This window comes from Arenibacter sp. S6351L, assembly GCF_023016025.1.
GTDB classification, from domain to species: domain Bacteria; phylum Bacteroidota; class Bacteroidia; order Flavobacteriales; family Flavobacteriaceae; genus Arenibacter; species Arenibacter algicola_B.
The window spans coordinates 84,363-102,176 of the sequence record NZ_JALKBB010000001.1 but is presented as its reverse complement, the minus strand read 5'-3'; the positions used below and the strand labels follow the sequence as shown (position 1 = coordinate 102,176).

The 17,814-nt window shown below is 39.3% G+C and carries 19 protein-coding genes; 1 reads left to right on the top strand and 18 read right to left on the bottom strand.

Going from position 1 to position 17,814, the window contains the following annotated elements:
* The first annotated feature begins 52 nt into the window (after positions 1 to 52).
* Positions 53 to 565: an acyl-CoA thioesterase gene (locus MWU82_RS00390; protein WP_215947600.1), complete on the top strand. Its 513-nt coding sequence runs from the start codon at positions 53 to 55 to the stop codon at positions 563 to 565.
* On the opposite strand, the gene MWU82_RS00385 is transcribed toward MWU82_RS00390, so the two are convergent.
* The 18 genes from MWU82_RS00385 to MWU82_RS00300 form a co-directional block, all read right to left on the bottom strand.
* A complete protein-coding gene (locus tag MWU82_RS00385) occupies positions 562 to 1,398 on the bottom strand; it encodes an aldo/keto reductase (protein ID WP_281502386.1) in 837 nt (278 codons plus the stop codon). The genes MWU82_RS00390 and MWU82_RS00385 overlap by 4 nt on opposite strands.
* Before the next feature lie 12 nt (positions 1,399 to 1,410).
* The gene (locus tag MWU82_RS00380; protein WP_247094856.1) at positions 1,411 to 2,613 is read right to left on the bottom strand and encodes a peptidoglycan DD-metalloendopeptidase family protein; all 1,203 of its coding nucleotides are present in this window, start codon (positions 2,611 to 2,613) and stop codon (positions 1,411 to 1,413) included.
* Positions 2,614 to 2,656: 43 nt separating this feature from the next.
* Positions 2,657 to 3,442, bottom strand: coding sequence for a DUF4292 domain-containing protein (locus MWU82_RS00375; protein ID WP_247094855.1), 786 nt, complete (start codon positions 3,440 to 3,442; stop codon positions 2,657 to 2,659).
* A 4-nt stretch (positions 3,443 to 3,446) separates the two neighbouring features.
* Positions 3,447 to 4,379, bottom strand: coding sequence for a hypothetical protein (locus MWU82_RS00370; protein ID WP_247094854.1), 933 nt, complete (start codon positions 4,377 to 4,379; stop codon positions 3,447 to 3,449).
* Positions 4,380 to 4,559: 180 nt separating this feature from the next.
* The gene (gene dut / locus MWU82_RS00365; protein WP_215947596.1) at positions 4,560 to 4,994 is read right to left on the bottom strand and encodes a dUTP diphosphatase; all 435 of its coding nucleotides are present in this window, start codon (positions 4,992 to 4,994) and stop codon (positions 4,560 to 4,562) included.
* On the bottom strand, positions 4,991 to 6,454 hold the full coding sequence (locus tag MWU82_RS00360) for an oligosaccharide flippase family protein (protein WP_215947595.1): 1,464 nt from the start codon (positions 6,452 to 6,454) through the stop codon (positions 4,991 to 4,993). Before MWU82_RS00360 ends, dut begins: the two co-directional genes overlap by 4 nt.
* 162 nt (positions 6,455 to 6,616) lie before the next feature.
* Positions 6,617 to 7,477 carry an ATP synthase F1 subunit gamma gene (gene atpG, locus MWU82_RS00355; protein WP_215947594.1) on the bottom strand — a complete coding sequence of 287 codons (861 nt, stop codon included), beginning with the start codon at positions 7,475 to 7,477 and terminating at the stop codon, positions 6,617 to 6,619.
* 102 nt (positions 7,478 to 7,579) lie between these two features.
* On the bottom strand, positions 7,580 to 9,154 hold the full coding sequence (gene atpA, locus MWU82_RS00350; protein ID WP_215947593.1) for a F0F1 ATP synthase subunit alpha: 1,575 nt from the start codon (positions 9,152 to 9,154) through the stop codon (positions 7,580 to 7,582).
* Between the two features lie 58 nt (positions 9,155 to 9,212).
* The gene (gene atpH / locus MWU82_RS00345) at positions 9,213 to 9,752 is read right to left on the bottom strand and encodes an ATP synthase F1 subunit delta (RefSeq protein WP_215947592.1); all 540 of its coding nucleotides are present in this window, start codon (positions 9,750 to 9,752) and stop codon (positions 9,213 to 9,215) included.
* A 10-nt stretch (positions 9,753 to 9,762) separates the two neighbouring features.
* Entirely contained in the window at positions 9,763 to 10,263 is a 501-nt protein-coding gene (locus tag MWU82_RS00340) for a F0F1 ATP synthase subunit B (RefSeq protein WP_215947591.1), read from the bottom strand.
* Positions 10,264 to 10,351: 88 nt separating this feature from the next.
* On the bottom strand, positions 10,352 to 10,543 hold the full coding sequence (gene atpE, locus MWU82_RS00335) for an ATP synthase F0 subunit C (protein ID WP_031446173.1): 192 nt from the start codon (positions 10,541 to 10,543) through the stop codon (positions 10,352 to 10,354).
* 33 nt (positions 10,544 to 10,576) lie between these two features.
* Positions 10,577 to 11,653 carry a F0F1 ATP synthase subunit A gene (atpB, locus tag MWU82_RS00330; protein ID WP_215947967.1) on the bottom strand — a complete coding sequence of 359 codons (1,077 nt, stop codon included), beginning with the start codon at positions 11,651 to 11,653 and terminating at the stop codon, positions 10,577 to 10,579.
* 124 nt (positions 11,654 to 11,777) lie between these two features.
* Positions 11,778 to 12,164: a DUF6168 family protein gene (locus MWU82_RS00325; protein ID WP_215947590.1), complete on the bottom strand. Its 387-nt coding sequence runs from the start codon at positions 12,162 to 12,164 to the stop codon at positions 11,778 to 11,780.
* Positions 12,164 to 12,394: an AtpZ/AtpI family protein gene (locus MWU82_RS00320; protein ID WP_072860080.1), complete on the bottom strand. Its 231-nt coding sequence runs from the start codon at positions 12,392 to 12,394 to the stop codon at positions 12,164 to 12,166. The genes MWU82_RS00325 and MWU82_RS00320 overlap by 1 nt, the downstream gene beginning before the upstream one ends.
* Positions 12,372 to 12,803, bottom strand: coding sequence for a polymer-forming cytoskeletal protein (locus tag MWU82_RS00315; protein ID WP_215947589.1), 432 nt, complete (start codon positions 12,801 to 12,803; stop codon positions 12,372 to 12,374). Before MWU82_RS00315 ends, MWU82_RS00320 begins: the two co-directional genes overlap by 23 nt.
* Positions 12,804 to 12,822: 19 nt before the next feature.
* Positions 12,823 to 15,366, bottom strand: a complete 2,544-nt coding sequence (locus MWU82_RS00310) for a hypothetical protein (RefSeq protein ID WP_247094853.1) — start codon at positions 15,364 to 15,366, stop codon at positions 12,823 to 12,825.
* Positions 15,367 to 15,614: 248 nt separating this feature from the next.
* Positions 15,615 to 16,310, bottom strand: a complete 696-nt coding sequence (locus MWU82_RS00305; protein WP_215947587.1) for an ABC transporter ATP-binding protein — start codon at positions 16,308 to 16,310, stop codon at positions 15,615 to 15,617.
* A 12-nt stretch (positions 16,311 to 16,322) separates the two neighbouring features.
* The gene (locus MWU82_RS00300) at positions 16,323 to 17,795 is read right to left on the bottom strand and encodes a DUF5687 family protein (RefSeq protein WP_247094852.1); all 1,473 of its coding nucleotides are present in this window, start codon (positions 17,793 to 17,795) and stop codon (positions 16,323 to 16,325) included.
* Positions 17,796 to 17,814 lie beyond the last annotated feature (19 nt).

Below are 17,814 nucleotides of genomic sequence, written 5' to 3'. Positions count from 1 at the left end.
ACTCTCCTTTTTAGCTTAATATTACCAATGTATCTTTGTCCAAAAGAAATGTATGGAGTCAAAGACGCCCCGTGAATCGCGCACATTAATGACCGATATGGTCCTTCCAAGTGAAACTAACCCTTTAAACAACTTGTTTGGGGGAGAATTGTTGGCCCGAATGGACCGAGCCGCCAGTATTGCTGCCAGGCGCCACAGCAGACGAATAACCGTTACTGCTTCCGTAAACCATGTAGCCTTTAACCAAGCTGTCCCCGTAGGAAGCGTTGTTACGGTAGAGGCAGCTGTTTCCAGAGCCTTCAGGACCTCCATGGAGGTGTTTATAGATGTTTGGATGGAAGACCGGTTTAATGGCGAGAAATCCAAGGTAAACGAGGCTATCTACACTTTTGTGGCCGTAGACGATAGTGGAAAGCCTACATTGGTTCCCGAATTACGACCAGAGACTGACTTGGAGATACTACGATATGAGGCTGCCCTGCGCAGAAAGCAGCTCAGCTTGGTACTTGCAGGCAAGATGAAACCCAAAGATGCCACGGAACTGAAGGCCTTGTTTATGGATTAAAAATCGAAATTATCGGGGTCGGGACCAAATCTTTTTCCGCGGTCCAATTGCTCTAATTTTTTAACATCCTCAGGAGCAAGTTCAAAGTCAAAAATATCTGCATTGGCCCTAATCCTATCCTTTTTGGAAGATTTTGGAATGGTGATCACCCCCTTTTGCAAATCCCAGCGAAGTACAATTTGGGCAATGGTCTTTTTATATTTTGCAGCTAGATCCTTCATAATATCCAATTCAAAGATATGCCCCTGCATTAAAGGGGACCAAGCTTCATACTGAATGGTATTTTTGTTGCAAAAATCGATCAACCCCTGCTGTACCAAATAAGGATGAAATTCCATTTGGTTCACCATTGGGACAATTTCTGAGGAAGTCATTAAGTCTTCTAGATGGTGTTGCATAAAATTACTTACTCCGATAGCCCTTACCCCTTTGTGCTTGTACAAATATTCCATTGCACGCCAAGTATCCTTATATTTTCTCTTTACAGGCCAATGTACCAGGTAAAGATCTAAATAGTCCAAATTCAACCGCTTTAAACTAGACTCGTAGGCTTTTATAGTGCTTTCATAGCCTTGATCGCTATTCCACACCTTACTCACCACAAATATATCCTTACGGTCAACACCACTTTCCCTGATACCTATACCCACACCCTCTTCATTCCCGTAGATCGAAGCCGTGTCTATATGTCGATATCCGTCCTGTAACGCCCATTTAACGGCATTGGTCACTTCTTTTCCATCCTCACTCAAATAAACCCCTAAACCAAAATAGGGCATCTCTACACCATTGTTTAAAGTAAATGCTCCTTTTAAATCGGTTATATTTTTCAATTTCAAATTATTTTATAGTTGATATATCCATTCCTCAGGATTAAGTCGGGTAGTATCCTTGTACAGATAAAATTTTAATTGGGTAGTGCCGCTGGACTTGCTGGTGTATATATCCCCCAAATCCGATTTAGTGTTTACCTTATCCCCTTTCTTTACGAAAACTCTGGAAAGATTGTAATAGGTACTTATATAGTTTCCATGCTTAATCTGTACACCCTTATTCCCCCCTGGAACGGACAGAATGGCGATAACTTCCCCTTCAAAGATAGCCCTTGCCTTGGATCCTTCATCAGTGGCAATAATTACCCCATTACTTTCGTGCTTTATGCCAGGATAAACGGCGTCATTATAAACACCAAAGCCCTGTCTTTTAATTCCCTTTTCAACCGGCCAGATCAATTTGCCCTTGTTGGCCGAAAAATTATTGGCCACAATGGTAGCCTCGGGAGTCAAAACAAACTTACTGCTACTTGTCGCCGTGGTGTTGGTAGACTTACTAGCCTCTCTATTGGAGGCTGCAATAGCGCTTCTAATTAATCTTTCTATTTGCTCATCGATCCTCTTGGCCTCCTTCTTTTTATTTTCAATGGCCTTGGCATATTTGCTTTCGTTCTTCCTTATACTCTTGAGCAAGTCTTTTTGAGACTGTATTTCCTTATACAACTGATTTTTGATCTGGGTATTTTCCGCCACAAGTTTGTCCTTCTCCTTACGCTGTTCGGAAAGATCCTTGTTCAATTGGGTCAGCTCGTCCGTTTTGGCTACAATTTGCTCCCCCTGTTCCTTTCTATATTGGGTATATTGCTTCATATACTGAAACCGTTTAAAAGCCTGTAGAAAATTCTCGGAGGACAAAAGAAACATTAACCTACTCTGTCTGGATTTATTCTGATAGGACTTTTGGATCATATTCCCGTATTCCTCTTTAAGAAAAGCCAGATCATTACGCAGTTTTCCAATGTTCCTTACATTCGTATTTATCTGCCTATTAAGCAGGTTGGATTGTTGATTGGTAACCCTGATCAATTGTTGGCGAACATTTATTTTTTGATCCATGGCCTCCATCTGCTCCAAGACATTTCCCTTTTCCTTTTTTTCCGCGAACAACAATCTGTTAATTTCCGATATTTCCTTTTGGAGTTGTTCCCGCTTGGATTCCAATGCCTTCTGTTCATTGGTCTGAGCCATTGTTATATTGCTCAAATGAATGAACATAACTAAAAGAAAATAAACTATATAAGAGTGCTTACTTCCCATATTAATTTAATACTATTTCTTTGAAACCATTTGGTATATTATACGGAAAATTCAATGCTCTATTGAACTCCATATTCCTAAATTCTACGGTAATATTATTGGTATTGTTCCCGTCAACGGCCAGAATATCTATCTCCCCGGGCAAAATCCATTTATTCACTTTTTGATAGTTCTTATAGTTGATTTCAAGTAGTCGTTTCTCCCATGGTTGCGACAACTGCTGTATAGCCATTCTATAATTCAAGGGCTCTATTTGAAACAGTGTTTTAAATAGCTCTCCAGCCTTTTTTGGTTTCAACTGATAGTTGTCGTTAGCAATATCCACCGTATACTTTTCTTCCCGTAAATCAATAAGGGGCTCTCCCAAAAGAAGGTTCTGTACTTTTTGAAAATTAAGGTCGGTTCCCAATAATTGAGTCAAATAGGAGAAATTCCCATCAAAATATTCGTTGTCCAACTTATTATAAAACGACACCCTATCCGGAGTAATGTATGCTTTTACGATTCCTAAGGGCGCACTTAACCAAATGGCCTTATCTTTTTCCATCCTAAAACTTACACTTACACTTTGTGTGCTCTCCCCGTCAGAATAATCTATCTTCATCTTTCCACTTAGGGTTTTAAAATTAAAATGGGTGTAGTAGTGGTTTCTAATGACCGCCTTCGCGGTTAAATTCTCATCCACTGTACCGCCTTTAATTACGCTTGTAGACTTACATGAAAACACCAATACTACAAAAATGCCAAGTATAGCCCATTTTTGAAGTCTTTTAAAACTGTATACCATAGATTTACGACCCGGATTTTAATTTACTAAGATACATATTTGCTTTGGAAGAATTTCCCAAAGCATTGTTAGCATCCACTAATTCTTTGTACATTTTATTGGCAAGATCAACATCATCCAATAAATAATCCAATCCCGATTCCAAAATAGCAACGGCCTCCTTATGTTTATTGAGTTTATTTAAACTAAGTCCGTAAGTGTAATAAAAATAGGGTTGTGCAGGGAAATTTTCCAACGCCTCCTCACTTACGGATGCCGCATTTTTAAAGTCGCTCTTTACCAAAAAGCCGGAAATATTGGATACATAATTTTCCATAGGGCTTTCCTTTTGAACTTCTACAATAATCGTATCCTTCTGAACTTCAGTGTTTTCCCTGTTCTTGATGGAATTGTTTATTCTTGAGGTAAGATCCTTGGAAAATACAGAGCTTTTCATACCGTTAAGTATTTTCAGGGCGCTTTCAAAATTTTCCTGTTTAAAATAGATTACGGCCAGATTTTCCTGGAGTTTGGTATTATTGTAAGGGATCTTATCCTTTACCACCTCTAGGCCCAACCCTTGGCGCTGGGTAATATCTACCAAGGTATTTAATACCCAAAAATTATCCGGTCTGGCATTCAAAGCTGAAATGCCGTATTGCTGTGCCAAAACCACTTGTTTGGAAGCCAAATAGGCCTTGGACAGTTCATGGTCCAAAACGGAATTATTAGGGTCTAACTGTTTACATTCCAAAAGGAGATTAACGGCCCTATCGTAGTTTTCAATTCCCTTTTGCTTTAATGCCTCAAAGAATTTCTCCTGAAACTCATCGGTATATTCCTCCAAAAAAACCTCCGCACTCTCTTCTTCCCTAATTTCATTTTCTTGGGCACAACTAGGTCTTGGAATTAAAAATAACCCCAGGGCAAAAATAAATATATAGACCCTCCCTCTCATATTACAATTTTACTCTTATAGGAAAACAGACCTTAAGCCCTAAACAACTTAAAATTCAACATTGGATTGCCTTAAAATCACTTTTATTCCGATAGATTCCTATCTTAAAATAAAAAGACCATTAAAAACCTCCATAAAATTAGTGATTATGCCAGAGTCCTCCCTGTTTATCCCGGGGTTTTATTTTACACCGGTACTACCAAATCCCCCTGCGCCCCTAGAGGTTTCGGAAAGCTGTTCAACCAAGTCCCACTCCGCCCTTTCGTGCTTGGCAATGACCAATTGGGCAATACGTTCACCATTTTCTATAGTGAAAGCTTCGGTGGAAAGATTTATCAATATTACCCCTACTTCCCCCCTGTAATCAGCATCAACCGTGCCAGGAGCATTTAAAACGGTAATTCCTTTTTTCGCCGCCAACCCGCTTCGTGGTCTAACCTGCGCCTCAAAACCAATTGGAAGCTCCAGGAAAAGTCCAGTCTTTACAATGGTTCTATCCATGGGTTGCAATACAATAGATTCTGTAAGATTGGCCCTTAGATCCATCCCGGCAGAAGCCAAGGTTTCGTAGCTAGGTAAGGGATGTACCGATTTATTGATGATTTTTATAGTCATTTTCGTAGAAATATTTGTTTTAGTTTATCACTTTCAAGCCTATATACCATGCCCAAAAATATAATGAAAAATATACTGCCAATAATCAAATTACGATCGAAAACGTAAAAAGATAGCATGGAAAACGAGATGGAAACCACTAGGTAGAAAATTATTTTTCTGTGGTTGTATGGTATAGGGTAATACATTCTGCCAAAAAAGAAGGACAGTATTACCATAGATGCATAGGCTACCAAAGTTGCTACGGCAGAGGCCACATATCCAAAATAGGGAATAAAGGCAAAATTGATAATTATTGTAAGCGTGGCACCGATCAAAGAAATATATGCTCCAAACTTGGTACGGTCGGTTACTTTGTACCATACCGATAGGTTGTGGTAGATTCCCAAACAAAAACTGGCCAAAATAATTATGGGTACTACAGACATGGCCTCCCAATAATCCGAATTGGGGACAATGAATAGTTTAAGGACATCTGCATAGACCACAACGGAAAGTAAAATAACGCTTCCAAGGATTACAAAATAGTTGGTAATCTGCGCATAGGCCCTTTGTGGGTTATCACTTTTGGAGTGACTAAAGAAAAAGGGTTCTATACCCATCCTAAAGGCCGTGGCAAATAGCGTCATGAATAAGGTAAGTTTGTAGCAGGCAGAATATTTACCAATCTCACTCTCGGCAATATCGTTTGGCAAGAGCCAATCCAACATAATTCGATCAAACACTTCATTGATGGTAAATGCAATACCCGCTACTAAAACAGGAGCAGCGTATTTCATCATGTTGGTCCATATAAACCTATCGAATACGTAGGGTCTTCTTAAATAGAGACGCAACATCAAAAGGAGGGTTGTGCCACTAGCAATCAACATAGAGATAAATATGTAGGAGATTTCAAAGTTAGGCTTGTAAAGACCACTTAAAAACGCATTTGGATTGCTTTCTGCAAGAATTGGAAGAATCAATAAGAAAAAACAATTCAAGCCTAGGTTAATTACCACATTTGCAATCTTGACCAAGGCATAGCGCATAGGCTTTTCATTGGCCCTTAGCCAGGAAAATGGAATGATCACCAAAGCATCCAGTACAAGAATCAATATCGCATAAGAGATAAATTGTGGATCAATATCACTTATTGATGAAATAGACCCCTTAAACATAAAAGCTAGGAGCATGAAAATAAAGGAAGAGGCCCCAATAGAAATTAAAGAAGTGGTAACAACTGTTTTCTTATTTAGGGATGTATCGTTGTAAAAACGAAAAAAGGCCGTTTCCATGCCATAAGCCAATAACACATTAAAAATAGCAAACCAGGCAAAAATAATGGAAACCTCCCCGTATTCATCCGTGGGTAGAACAGTGACATATAAAGGCGTTAAAAGAAACGATAGCATCCGGGGCAAGACCGTAGCTAAGCCATAGATAAACGTCTGTTTAAATAGTTTTTTAAGTGGATTCAAAGAAATCTATGAATTAGCTTTAAAATTAGGCATTTAATCGATGCGGGCAAAGTTAGTAAATTAGCTTATGCGACAAATAACTCCATAAATATAAAAACCCCACAATAATGTGGGGTTCTATATTCTGAAACCTATCAATAATGATAGGACTAATAATAACATTTAGTTGTTCAACGCTTCCGCTCCACCAACAATCTCTAAAATTTCGCCGGTGATGGCAGCTTGTCTTGCTTTGTTATATGTAAGTTTCAGCTGATTTCTTAAGTCAGTTGCGTTGTCCGTTGCCTTGTGCATAGCGGTCATACGAGCACCATGTTCACTAGCAAAGGAATCGCGCACCCCTTTGTACAACTGGGTTTTTAATGATTTTGGGATCAATTGTTCCACAATCTCCGCCTTGGAAGGTTCAAAAATATAATCAGCCACCGAATTGGCATCACCTTCTATAGGAACGATTGGCAAAAATTGCTCTGTCATTACTATTTGTGTAGCAGCATTCTTGAATTTGTTATATACAATTTCAATCTTATCGTATGCCCCTGTGGTAAACAGATCCATTAAATCCTCGGCAATGGCCGCCACATTATCAAAGGTCAAATCATCAAAAACCGCACTGTGGTTTGCAATAACCTTGTTCTTTTTCTTTAAAATATCATTGGCCTTTTTACCAATGGCAACAAAATCTACCTGTTTACCAGCATAGGTGCTGTTGGCCAAAAGAACGCTTTGTTTTAAAATGTTCGTATTAAAGGCACCACATAAACCCCGGTTAGAGGTTATGGCAACGATCAAAACCTTTTTTACTTCACGATTATCGGCAAACTTGCTTCCGGAATCGGCATCTAGACTTGCGCTAAGACTTTGCAAAAGCTCCGACAATTTATCGGAATATGGACGCATTGCGGTAATGGCATCCTGAGCCTTCTTCAACTTAGCGGCAGAAACCATTTTCATGGCACTGGTAATCTGCATCGTTGAAGATACCGAAGCAATTCTATTACGTATTTCTTTTAAATTGGCCATAGGCTCCACTTAAGCTCCCCAAGTAGAGGAATACTGTGTTAGACATTTATTTATTCAATTTTCTCTGTCTTCTTGACGCAAGAAGACAGAGAAAATACTTTATTAATATTTAGCGGATAGATCTTTGGCTACAGAGCTCAAAACATCTATTACCTCATCTGTTAACTTTCCTGCCTTAAGCTGATCCAAAATTCCTCTATGCTTGGCATTCAAAAACTCTAGATAGTCCCTTTCAAACTCTTTTATTTTCTCTACAGGAACCTTGTTCAACAAGTTCTTGGAACCTGCATAAATAATAGCCACCTGATCTTCAACAGTAAAAGGATCGTTCTGTGCCTGTTTAAGAATTTCAACGTTTCTACGTCCTTTTTCAATAACATTCAACGTAGCGGCATCCAAATCTGAACCGAACTTGGCAAAAGCTTCCAATTCACGGAATTGTGCCTGATCCAATTTTAAGGTACCTGCTACCTTTTTCATTGACTTTATCTGGGCATTACCCCCAACACGAGATACTGAAATACCTACGTTGATCGCAGGACGAACCCCTTGGTTGAAAAGATCTTGGGTCAAGAAAATCTGACCATCCGTAATAGAAATTACGTTGGTAGGAATATAAGCGGAAACATCCCCAGCCTGAGTTTCGATAATAGGCAAAGCCGTTAAAGATCCACCACCTTTTACCATTGGTTTCAATACCTCTGGCAAATCGTTCATATTCTTTGCTATAGTATCATCTGCAATAACTTTTGCAGCACGCTCCAATAATCTGGAGTGAAGGTAAAATACATCCCCAGGATAAGCCTCACGTCCCGGTGGGCGTCTTAACAATAAAGATATCTCACGATAGGCAACTGCTTGTTTTGACAAATCATCATAGATAATCAAAGCTGGTCTACCAGTATCCCTAAAATATTCACCGATGGCAGCTCCTGCAAAGGGAGCATATACCTGCATGGAAGCAGGGTCGGAAGCATTTGCAGCTACAATGGTAGTATAGGCCAAAGCCCCTGCATCTTCCAAAGTTTTTGCAATGTTTGCTACCGTAGAGGCCTTTTGGCCAATGGCAACATATATACAATATACAGGTTCCCCTGCATCGTAAAATTCTTTTTGATTCAAAATGGTATCCACACAAACGGTAGTCTTACCCGTCTGACGGTCACCAATAACCAACTCACGCTGACCCCTACCAACAGGAATCATGGCATCGATAGCCTTTATTCCAGTTTGCAATGGCTCTGTCACCGGCTGACGGAAAATAACCCCAGGTGCCTTACGCTCCAATGGCAATTCATATAAATCCCCAGTTATTGGTCCCTTACCATCTATTGGCGCTCCCAATGTATCCACAACACGACCTATAATTCCTTCACCAACTTTAATGGAGGCAATGGTCTGGGTACGTTTTACAACAGAACCTTCCTTAATATTTCTGGATGGGCTCAACAATACCACACCAACGTTATCCTCTTCCAAGTTTAGAACGATCCCCTGAAGTCCACCTTCAAATTCTACCAATTCTCCGTATTGGACGTTAGATAATCCATAAACCCTAGCGATACCATCACCTACTTGTAGAACGGTACCTACCTCGTTTAATGAAGCTGATGCTTCAAACCCCGATAACTGCTTCTTTAATATTGCTGATACTTCAGCGGCTTTTACTCCTGCCATTTGTTATAGATATAAGATTAGGACCACATTGAAACCCAACATCGTCCAAAAAAATTATTTATAGACTATTTGTAAACTCTCTTTTCAAATTACTTAATTTGTTGGCTATGCTTGCATCATACTGCAAATCCCCAACACGCAAAATAAACCCTCCGATAATGCTGTCATCCACTTTGTTCTCAATAGTAGATTCATTTCCGGTAAGTTCAACAACCTTGCCCAATATCTTTTTCTCCAGATCGGCGCTTAAAGGAACCGCGGTGGTTACCAAAGCTACACCCTGACCTTTACGAGCCTCATTCAAAATGATGAACTTCTCGGCAACATCGTTCAGAATTGAAATTCTCTTGTTATCCACTAATGTGGAAATAAGTCCCTCAGTAACGCTATTGCTTCCACTGAAGATTTCGGATAAGGCCTTCTTTTTAAGTTCGCCTTTTAAAACAGGGCTCCCCAACATTTCCTGAAGTTCATTGCTATCAGCAATAGTAGATAGTATACTACGGAAATCCTTCTCCACCTGTTCGGTAGCTTTATTATCTACCGCCAGATCCAATATTGCCTTTGCGTAACGTACGGCTGCTCTAGCTTCGTTCATATCCCTATTCCTAATTTAGCTTAATGTCCCCGATCATTTCTTCGACCAACTTCATTTGTTTGGCCTTATCGGAAAACTGTCCTTTAATTACTTTTTCCGCAATCTCCAAGGATAGGGTAGCCACTTCGTTCTTTATATCGGCTACGGCTGCTTTCTTTTCACTTTCAATGGCAAGTTGCGCCTGCTTGATCATTTTATCGGCCTCGGCCTGCGCCAAGTCCTTTGCATCCGTAACGATTTTCTCCTTCATTTCACGGGCCTCTTTGATCATAGCCTCACGTTCTACCCTTGCCTCCTGTAAAAGACGTTCGCTATCGGCAGTAACATTTTGCATTTCCTTTTTGGCGTTTTCTGCTGCAGCCAATGCGTCTTTAATACCAGACTCACGATCCTCAACGGCATCAAGAATAGGTTTCCACGCAAACTTACGCAACAATAAAAGCACTGCTATAAATAATAACAATTGCCAAAAAAACAATCCAAATGAAAACTGCTCTATTAATTTTTCCATGTCCTAATATATGAAATGTAAACGTTTAATTTTTAATTGTAAGGAACAGCTATAACCAACCGTTATAGCCGTTCCTTATTTTGTTTGACTAAGATGCGAAAAGCGCAGCAAAACCAATACCTTCGATAAGTGCAGCAGCAATCAACATTGCTGTTTGAATCTTACCTGAAGCCTCTGGCTGACGTGCAATGGCATCCATAGCAGAACCACCAATTTTACCAATACCTAAACCAGCACCGATAACGATCAAACCAGCTCCTACAATAGTTGGGATTTCCATAATATATATAATTAATTATTAAACATTCTACTCTTAGTGATCGTGATGTTCTTCAACGGCCGAACCAAAATACAGGGCGGACAACATCGTAAATATATAGGCCTGTAAGGCCGCTACCAACAACTCCAACAAAGAAAGTGCAAATGCCAAACCAAATGACAATGGACTTCCGATCCAGTTTTTGAAGATAAACATCATTCCCAAAATACTCATTAAGACCACGTGACCCGCCGTAATGTTCGCATACAAACGAATCATAAGGGAGAAGGGCTTTATAAAAGTTCCCAAAAGCTCAATCGGTGCCAAAACAACCTTCATAAAAACAGGTACATCCGGCATCCAGAAAATATGCTTCCAGTAATTCTTATTAGCGGTAAAGGTGGTAATCAAATAAGTAAGGATGGCCAAAGCAAAGGTTACCGCAATATTGTTGGTAACGTTTACACCAAGTGGGGTAAGCCCCAAAAGGTTAATGATCCAGATAAAGAAAAACACAGTCAACAAATAACTCATGTATTTCTTATAGTGTTTCTTCCCAATGTTTGGAATAGCAATATCATCACGTATATAAAGAATAATAGGCTCCAACATACGGCCTATGCCTTTGGGCATAGCATTGGTTTTGTATGACTTGGCCATTCTGCCGAACATAAACAACATTAAGGCCGAAACCAAAAATATAAAAACAACATTCTTTGTAATGGAAAAATCCAACGGTTTTACATTGGTTGCATGATGATCTTCATCGTAGTTGATGGTTCCTTCTGCATCGGTCTTCACTATTTTGCCGTGGTATAGGGCATAATAATTCCCATCCACTTCCGCCACAGATTCCCCATGGTGAAATTTGGCAGATGAGAACACCTTTAGACCGTTATCCCATAAAATTACGGGTAGCGGAAAACCTACGTGTTCATTTTTTTCCTCATCTATGGTAAAAAGAGTGAAATCATGGGAATCCAACAAGTGATGTCCAATAAATTCCTTGATTTCGGTTTTTAGGCTTCCTTTTTCCTCGCTGGACGAATGGTCCTTTTCTTGTGCGAAAGCATTGATACCCAGAAGAAGTGTAACAACTAAAAGAACTTTGACGTAAAATGGTTTTTGCATATCGCTTAAAATATCGGTCTCAAAAAATCCGTGCAAATGTACGCTTTTATCTCAAAAAGAAAAAAGCATTAATCGGTTTATTTTGGACCATAACTTAAAAGTAATATGGAAAACAAAATTGAAGCTAACTATTTAGCATTCTGGCAGTAAAGAATGTCTCCAAAAGAAGGCACACCAAATAGGGAACAAAAAAAGTGGTAAACTCCAAAGATTCCATGTTCCCATCTGCATTATAGAAGGGATAAAAAACGAGAAAGAAAAATAAAAACTTGAGCATGCTTCCCCCTAAAAAAAGAAATCCTATCTGATCTCTCCATTTCTCCCGAAACCAGTACAGTACCGAAAATATGATCAAGGCCAGAACCACATTGAGCAAATAGGCCAAAACGATCATATGGTCCAATAAAGGAAATCCGAACAAATAAAGTATAAAGAGGTGAAGGCAGAAAACCAACAGGCTCAAAAGTACCAAGGAAAAGTAAAAGGAAAAAAGGAATTTATTCTTGGACATTAATACTTTATGCGTTTCAATTGCTGCAAAACCAAATAAATAGCAACGGCCACTCCTAGTAGAGTAAGCACTATAACAAAGGTCTTGGACTCCATTTCAAAATATTCATCCAACCACTTTCCTCCCTGGGCAGCCAAAAAAATTATTCCGCCCATTTCAATGGCAACACCTGTAAGGATTGCCGCATTTTTTAAACCATTATTATTTTTAGGAGGCTTTTGCTGGCTCATTGGTGGTTGCTGAATGTTTTGTTGGGCTATTTACAGCCCCTTTTCCTTCCTTGCCCTTCATGGTACAGGACGCGTTGAAGGTGGCACCGGGCTCAACCGCCAATTTGGATACTATGACAGTGCCCTCAATTACAGCAGAAGACTTTAAGGATAAGAGGTCGGCTACGATTAACTCTCCATTAAAATTACCTTCAATATCAGCATTGACACACTCCACTTTACCATGAATATAACCATCGATTCCAATGACCACTTTTCCTGAAGTTTTTACGTTACCATCCAATTTTCCATCAATTCGAAAATCGGCTTCGGAGACAATGTCACCTTTGATTTTGGTGTTTTTTTCAATTCTGTTGGGTTGTCCGCCTAATTCTGTCATAACACGAGGTTTTTTGTTATCTGAAAACATTTTGCTAAGGTTTTGGGGTTTACTGTTGCGCTTTATAATCTGCTATATTCTTATGTACTTGAATTATTTTATAGTTGTTGGATAAAATTACGAAATTCTCATCATCGATACGGTAATCCTTATTGTTTTTTATCAATTCTGCATAGCCTAGAGCGAAGTCCTTGGATTTAAAGCCATGAACCACTACAAATTGATCCTCCAGATTATAGATATCCTTGGAGACCACATTCTTATACCTTAGATCCTCAATGGATTTTTCTAAAAGTTCCTTGAGCCTAAGGGCCTTTTTATCGTCCCTAATTTTAAGTGGAAACACCACCTTCCAATTTCCTGTACCTGTAGATTCAGTTTCAGTAGAAAACACCTTGGGTTCCAACTTTGGCAATTGTTCCGCCACCATGCTCTGCGCCTTTTTTCCTTCGGGATTATTGGGATAGTTCAAGGCCACATAATTCAATGCCTCCTTAAAATCCTCAAACCCTTGTAACCTACCAATGGCATTGGCCTTCAACATTTCAAATTTTGGAACAATGGGGTCACCGGTATATTTACTGATGTTTTCTTCGGCCCCTGTAATTACTTGTAAAAATTCCTGATTTTGGAACATCTTGTACAGGCGTTGGTACTTGGCATCCGGACTATCGGCACTTCCCGTTAAAACGGCCTGTGGGTTTAAAAGGATTTCTGCATATCTGGATTCGGGATGGTTTCTAATAATGTCATATTTCATATCCGTTGCCAACGAACTTCCAGACTCTTCGTATATCTTGTACAGGTTGTATTTTGATGGAATTATTAGTCTTTCCTCCGGATTAGATTTAAGGACACTCTCCAATTTACCGGCAGCCAAAAGGTTTTCCTTAAATTTTTCCTTATAGATCAAGCCCAATTGATAATTGGCGAAGTTACGCTCGGTCCTTAAGCTGTCTATCAGCAATGGGTCTGTAGGTATTTGACCAAGGTAGAACTCTACGCTGTATTTTTCCTCTTCCCCAACTGCAGCAACATTATTGGCTGCCGTATTGGACGGATTTTCACCATTTACCTCCAGATTTTGCGCTTTGGATTTGTTAGACCAGCGCCAGTCATCTTCCAGGGTTCTCTTCCCCCATCTAGTCTTAAAATCGTTCTTGCCATAACCCAATGTGGTTATGTTATAAAAATAAAACTTGCCCTTGTTCTCCTTTCCTCCCTTTGTTTTACTGAAGGCGGCAAAGCCGGCATTGGCCATAGTTTCCTCTTTCTTTCTTTCTTTTTCAGCAACTGATTTTAATTCGGCTATATACTTCTCAAAATAGGATATCCTATCATCAATTGAAAACTCATATAAGGTAATTACACTATCCGTGTACTGTACTACCTCCTCATATTTAATAACATCTTCCAGATTATCCAGTTTCTTTTTAACCTCCCTGTACTTCTTGGTATTTTCATTTAAATTTTGCAATACACTGTCATAATAAGCCCCGGAAGGTTTGTATTCATTCTGGTCAAAATTATAAATTGCCAAATTCTCATAGTTCAGGGCGTTCAATTGGGGCATATTCTGGGTGGCCCTCAAGGATTTGTTATAATACACCAAGGCCAGGCTATCGGATTTATTTGCCAAATGGAATTCTGCCACCTGACGGTATATTTTATTCAGGAAGGGCCTATTTTCCCGGTCTTCCTCCAATTCCGTAAGATACTCGTACATCTCCTCCCTATTGTCATCGGTAAGTTCGGTGTTCTGAATTTTTTGTAAATGGGCATTGATCATATATACCCTGGGCGATTTTCTATTTAGATCGATGACCTTATCGAAGGCATAATTGGCACTGTCCTTATACCCCAATTCATTGTACAATTGACCAATAATATACAAGTAGCGGCCTTTTTCTGGATTTTTTTTGGTGTATACCGATGCAATCTTTAACTGCTGAATGGCGGTATCCTGAATTTTAAGGTTGATGTAAGCCTGACCCATCATGGCACGGGCATCTGCATATTCTTGGTCACTTAAATATTCCTGCTTAATTAAACGCTTTAAATTCTTTAGGGCAAGCTCTTCATTTTCTAAACGAATATTAACCTTTTCCCTCCAAATGGTTGCCTCGTTAAGCTTATCGCTCTGTGTATATTTATTTAGGATATAATTGAAGGATTCCAAGGCAGGCATATAACGCTGGTCAAAATACCTGGCCTTGCCCAAAAGCAAAAAAGCCTCATCGGTCTGGGGATTGCGCTCCTCATACTTAATATCCATACTGTGTTTTTGTATGGCTTTGGTGGCCTTTTCCTCTGCAATCAGGAAATTTGGATTGTTGTCTTCGGAATCCAGCTTTATATCTTCAGTGACCTCCAGTCTTTCCACGGGCAAAATTTCCCAATAATTATCCTGATAAACGGCATTGAGACCCTCTCGCCCTTCCTCAAAGGCAATGTTACCATTGTACAAGGTATTATACTTGGTATTTAGGGCGTGCCAATTACGGTTTAAAAAGGCATCTTTCTTGGTGGAACAGGCATTAAAAACCAATCCTCCAAAAACAACTGAAAATATAAGTCTATTGCGAAGCTTCAAAATTCTATGTATTCGTACGTATCCTTAACTTAAAAACGACCGGATTATTATGTAGTTGGTCGACAAAAGCTGCATTATTTTTAGTTATTGGATAATTCCTAACCTAGCCAATGAAATGATCAGGGGCAAAATTCTTGGCAAAAACAACAACTTCTTTTTGCCAATCATAAAACGAGCACGAAACCATATTAAATAAAAATAGGGAAAATAGCCTTGATCCATAACACCGTCATGGACTCCAAAACAATTTATCCTCCAAAAAAAACTTCCAACTCTTTAAGGGTTTCCGTAGAAGTCTGTATATCCCTTACCAACTCTCCCTTATTAAGCACAACAATCCGCTCGCAAACCTCAGTAACATGAATAAGGTCATGACTGGAAACCAAAACGGTAACTTCATTGCTTGCCGCCAAATCCTTAATAATACCTTTTAGCTTAATCTGGGTGGTTGGATCCAAGTTGGCAAAAGGTTCGTCCAATATAATTACTTCGGGATCACCAATGAAAGAGGCAACAATACCGGCCTTCTTCTGATTTCCCTTGGACAAGTCCCTCAAGTATTTTTTCTGACCTAAAATTTCATCGTGAAAAAAATCCTTGAACCTCTCCAGAAGCGCATCTACATCGGCCTTGTTCCGGCCTCTTAGTTCCCCGATAAAATAGAAATATTCCTCTGGGGTCAAATATCCAATCAAAAATGTTTCATCAATAAAAGCTGATGTAAAAGGTTTCCATTCCTCACTGGAATCTACCTGCACCCCGTTATTAACGATATGTCCGGTAGTCGGCTGAATTAAATCGAGCATTAAACTAAAAAAAGTAGTCTTCCCAGCTCCATTATTTCCAACCAAACCAAAGCTTTGCCCTTTTGGAATTTCCAAATTTTCAATATTTAGAACAATGGATTCCCCGTACTTTTTAGTTAAACTTTGGACTGAAATCATAGATATATCCTTTTATGCTTTTTGTTTGTATGCCGCTATGGTCTTATATTTTTCTTTTTTGTAGATGCCTTCTATCAGAGCAAATACTCTATTTTTAAATCCAAATCCGATAATCCCCGCCATCCCAACAAAAATATAGCCCGCAGTTGGACTAATTAGATAATGGCCCAATGCATAAACTCCCAAAGGCAATATTAGCTTAGGTAATGTCAACAACAAGGTTTTTGAATTAAAAGCCTGCTTGTCCCCAAACGCTTTTTTATTGGATGTTAAATCTATGGGTGTTTTAATATAGGCGCCACCCCATAGAACCAAATAGGAATTAACGCCAATATTGTAAATGGCCCCTACAATCACGGCCAAATAGGCATCCCACCCAAAATATAAATAGAAGGAGGCTAGAATAGTACTTGCCGCGGTAGCTATAATTATCAAATACCATTTGGAAGTTAAATACTCCCTATAACTAATATTCTGACTCATCATTAAAGGATAGTAGGCGCTGTCCCAACTGGGCACGAACTGACCAAAACTGAATAAGAACCCTCCGGAAATAAAAATACCTGCAAATATCTTCCAAACTGGACCATCGTAAGCCTCTACAGCACCGGTAAAAAAGAACAGTCCATAAAAAATAAAGAAAAAACTCATGATTACTGAGGTTTTGGACCGCTTGTTCCTCCTGATCAATTTTATATCGTTTTTTAGAAAAGTGCCCAAGTTCCCAAAACGGTTCAACCAGGCATAGTCCTCCGTTTTGGCCATAGATTTCTTTCCTGCCAACCCGGCATCCAGATACATATTGCTTTTAAAATAGGTAAAAGCAGAAGTTGCCAGTGCTATTAGCAACCCCCACGTTAGAAAGGCCATCCAAGGTAGCTTATAAAGTATATTAAAAAAGGGGGAGGTATAGGTTGTTATATTGAAAAGTTCATAATACTGGCAAATTCCTAGGACAGAAAAAAGGCCCAGCAGCATATAAAAAACATTGTCTTTATTATTGACCAGTACGTTTATGAAATTATTGCAGAAAAAGAGCGCCATGATTCCCAAATGCCAACCAATGACACCTATGGGCGAGTAACCCTCTACCAATAGTACTACAGAAAAAGGCACAAAGAAAAAGGCATGCGACCAATTAAAAAATGAAACTACCGTTTTCCCCAAGGAATACCCCACTATCTTACTTTTGTTAATAGGAAGGTAGAGCAAAGGCTTAATATTGGTAATCGGCATTTTCTGAAGCATGTAACGGATATATAGATCTCCCACCAAATAATAAATCAGGAACCCATTAACTACCAAAAGGGGGTCTCCCCAACCTTGCTTTTCAATAATATAAAAAGCCCCTATTCCAAGACCCAGGAATACGGCCATAAAATAAAGTGCCCCAAAAACCATAAAAATCTTTATGGCAAGATTGGCTTTAAAAGAGGCAGATCTAAAAAAGGATTTCCATTCAAGCGTAAGAAAGTGCTTTAACATGCTTTGGGATAGTTAAACC

Excerpts from the sequence above, each read along its gene's own strand:
- atpE (WP_031446173.1), bottom strand. The coding sequence starts at position 10,543 with ATGGAAATCCCAACTATTGTAGGAGCTGGTTTGATCGTTATCGGTGCT.
- MWU82_RS00380 (WP_247094856.1), bottom strand. The coding sequence starts at position 2,613 with ATGTTCATTCATTTGAGCAATATAACAATGGCTCAGACCAATGAACAG.
- MWU82_RS00315 (WP_215947589.1), bottom strand. The coding sequence starts at position 12,803 with ATGTTTTCAGATAACAAAAAACCTCGTGTTATGACAGAATTAGGCGGA.
- dut (WP_215947596.1), bottom strand. The coding sequence starts at position 4,994 with ATGACTATAAAAATCATCAATAAATCGGTACATCCCTTACCTAGCTAC.
- MWU82_RS00390 (WP_215947600.1), top strand. The coding sequence starts at position 53 with ATGGAGTCAAAGACGCCCCGTGAATCGCGCACATTAATGACCGATATG.
- MWU82_RS00370 (WP_247094854.1), bottom strand. The coding sequence starts at position 4,379 with ATGAGAGGGAGGGTCTATATATTTATTTTTGCCCTGGGGTTATTTTTA.
- MWU82_RS00375 (WP_247094855.1), bottom strand. The coding sequence starts at position 3,442 with ATGGTATACAGTTTTAAAAGACTTCAAAAATGGGCTATACTTGGCATT.
- atpA (WP_215947593.1), bottom strand. The coding sequence starts at position 9,154 with ATGGCAGGAGTAAAAGCCGCTGAAGTATCAGCAATATTAAAGAAGCAG.
- MWU82_RS00300 (WP_247094852.1), bottom strand. The coding sequence starts at position 17,795 with ATGTTAAAGCACTTTCTTACGCTTGAATGGAAATCCTTTTTTAGATCT.
- MWU82_RS00320 (WP_072860080.1), bottom strand. The coding sequence starts at position 12,394 with ATGAGCCAGCAAAAGCCTCCTAAAAATAATAATGGTTTAAAAAATGCG.
- atpB (WP_215947967.1), bottom strand. The coding sequence starts at position 11,653 with ATGCAAAAACCATTTTACGTCAAAGTTCTTTTAGTTGTTACACTTCTT.
- atpH (WP_215947592.1), bottom strand. The coding sequence starts at position 9,752 with ATGAACGAAGCTAGAGCAGCCGTACGTTACGCAAAGGCAATATTGGAT.
- MWU82_RS00340 (WP_215947591.1), bottom strand. The coding sequence starts at position 10,263 with ATGGAAAAATTAATAGAGCAGTTTTCATTTGGATTGTTTTTTTGGCAA.
- MWU82_RS00305 (WP_215947587.1), bottom strand. The coding sequence starts at position 16,310 with ATGATTTCAGTCCAAAGTTTAACTAAAAAGTACGGGGAATCCATTGTT.
- atpG (WP_215947594.1), bottom strand. The coding sequence starts at position 7,477 with ATGGCCAATTTAAAAGAAATACGTAATAGAATTGCTTCGGTATCTTCA.
- MWU82_RS00325 (WP_215947590.1), bottom strand. The coding sequence starts at position 12,164 with ATGTCCAAGAATAAATTCCTTTTTTCCTTTTACTTTTCCTTGGTACTT.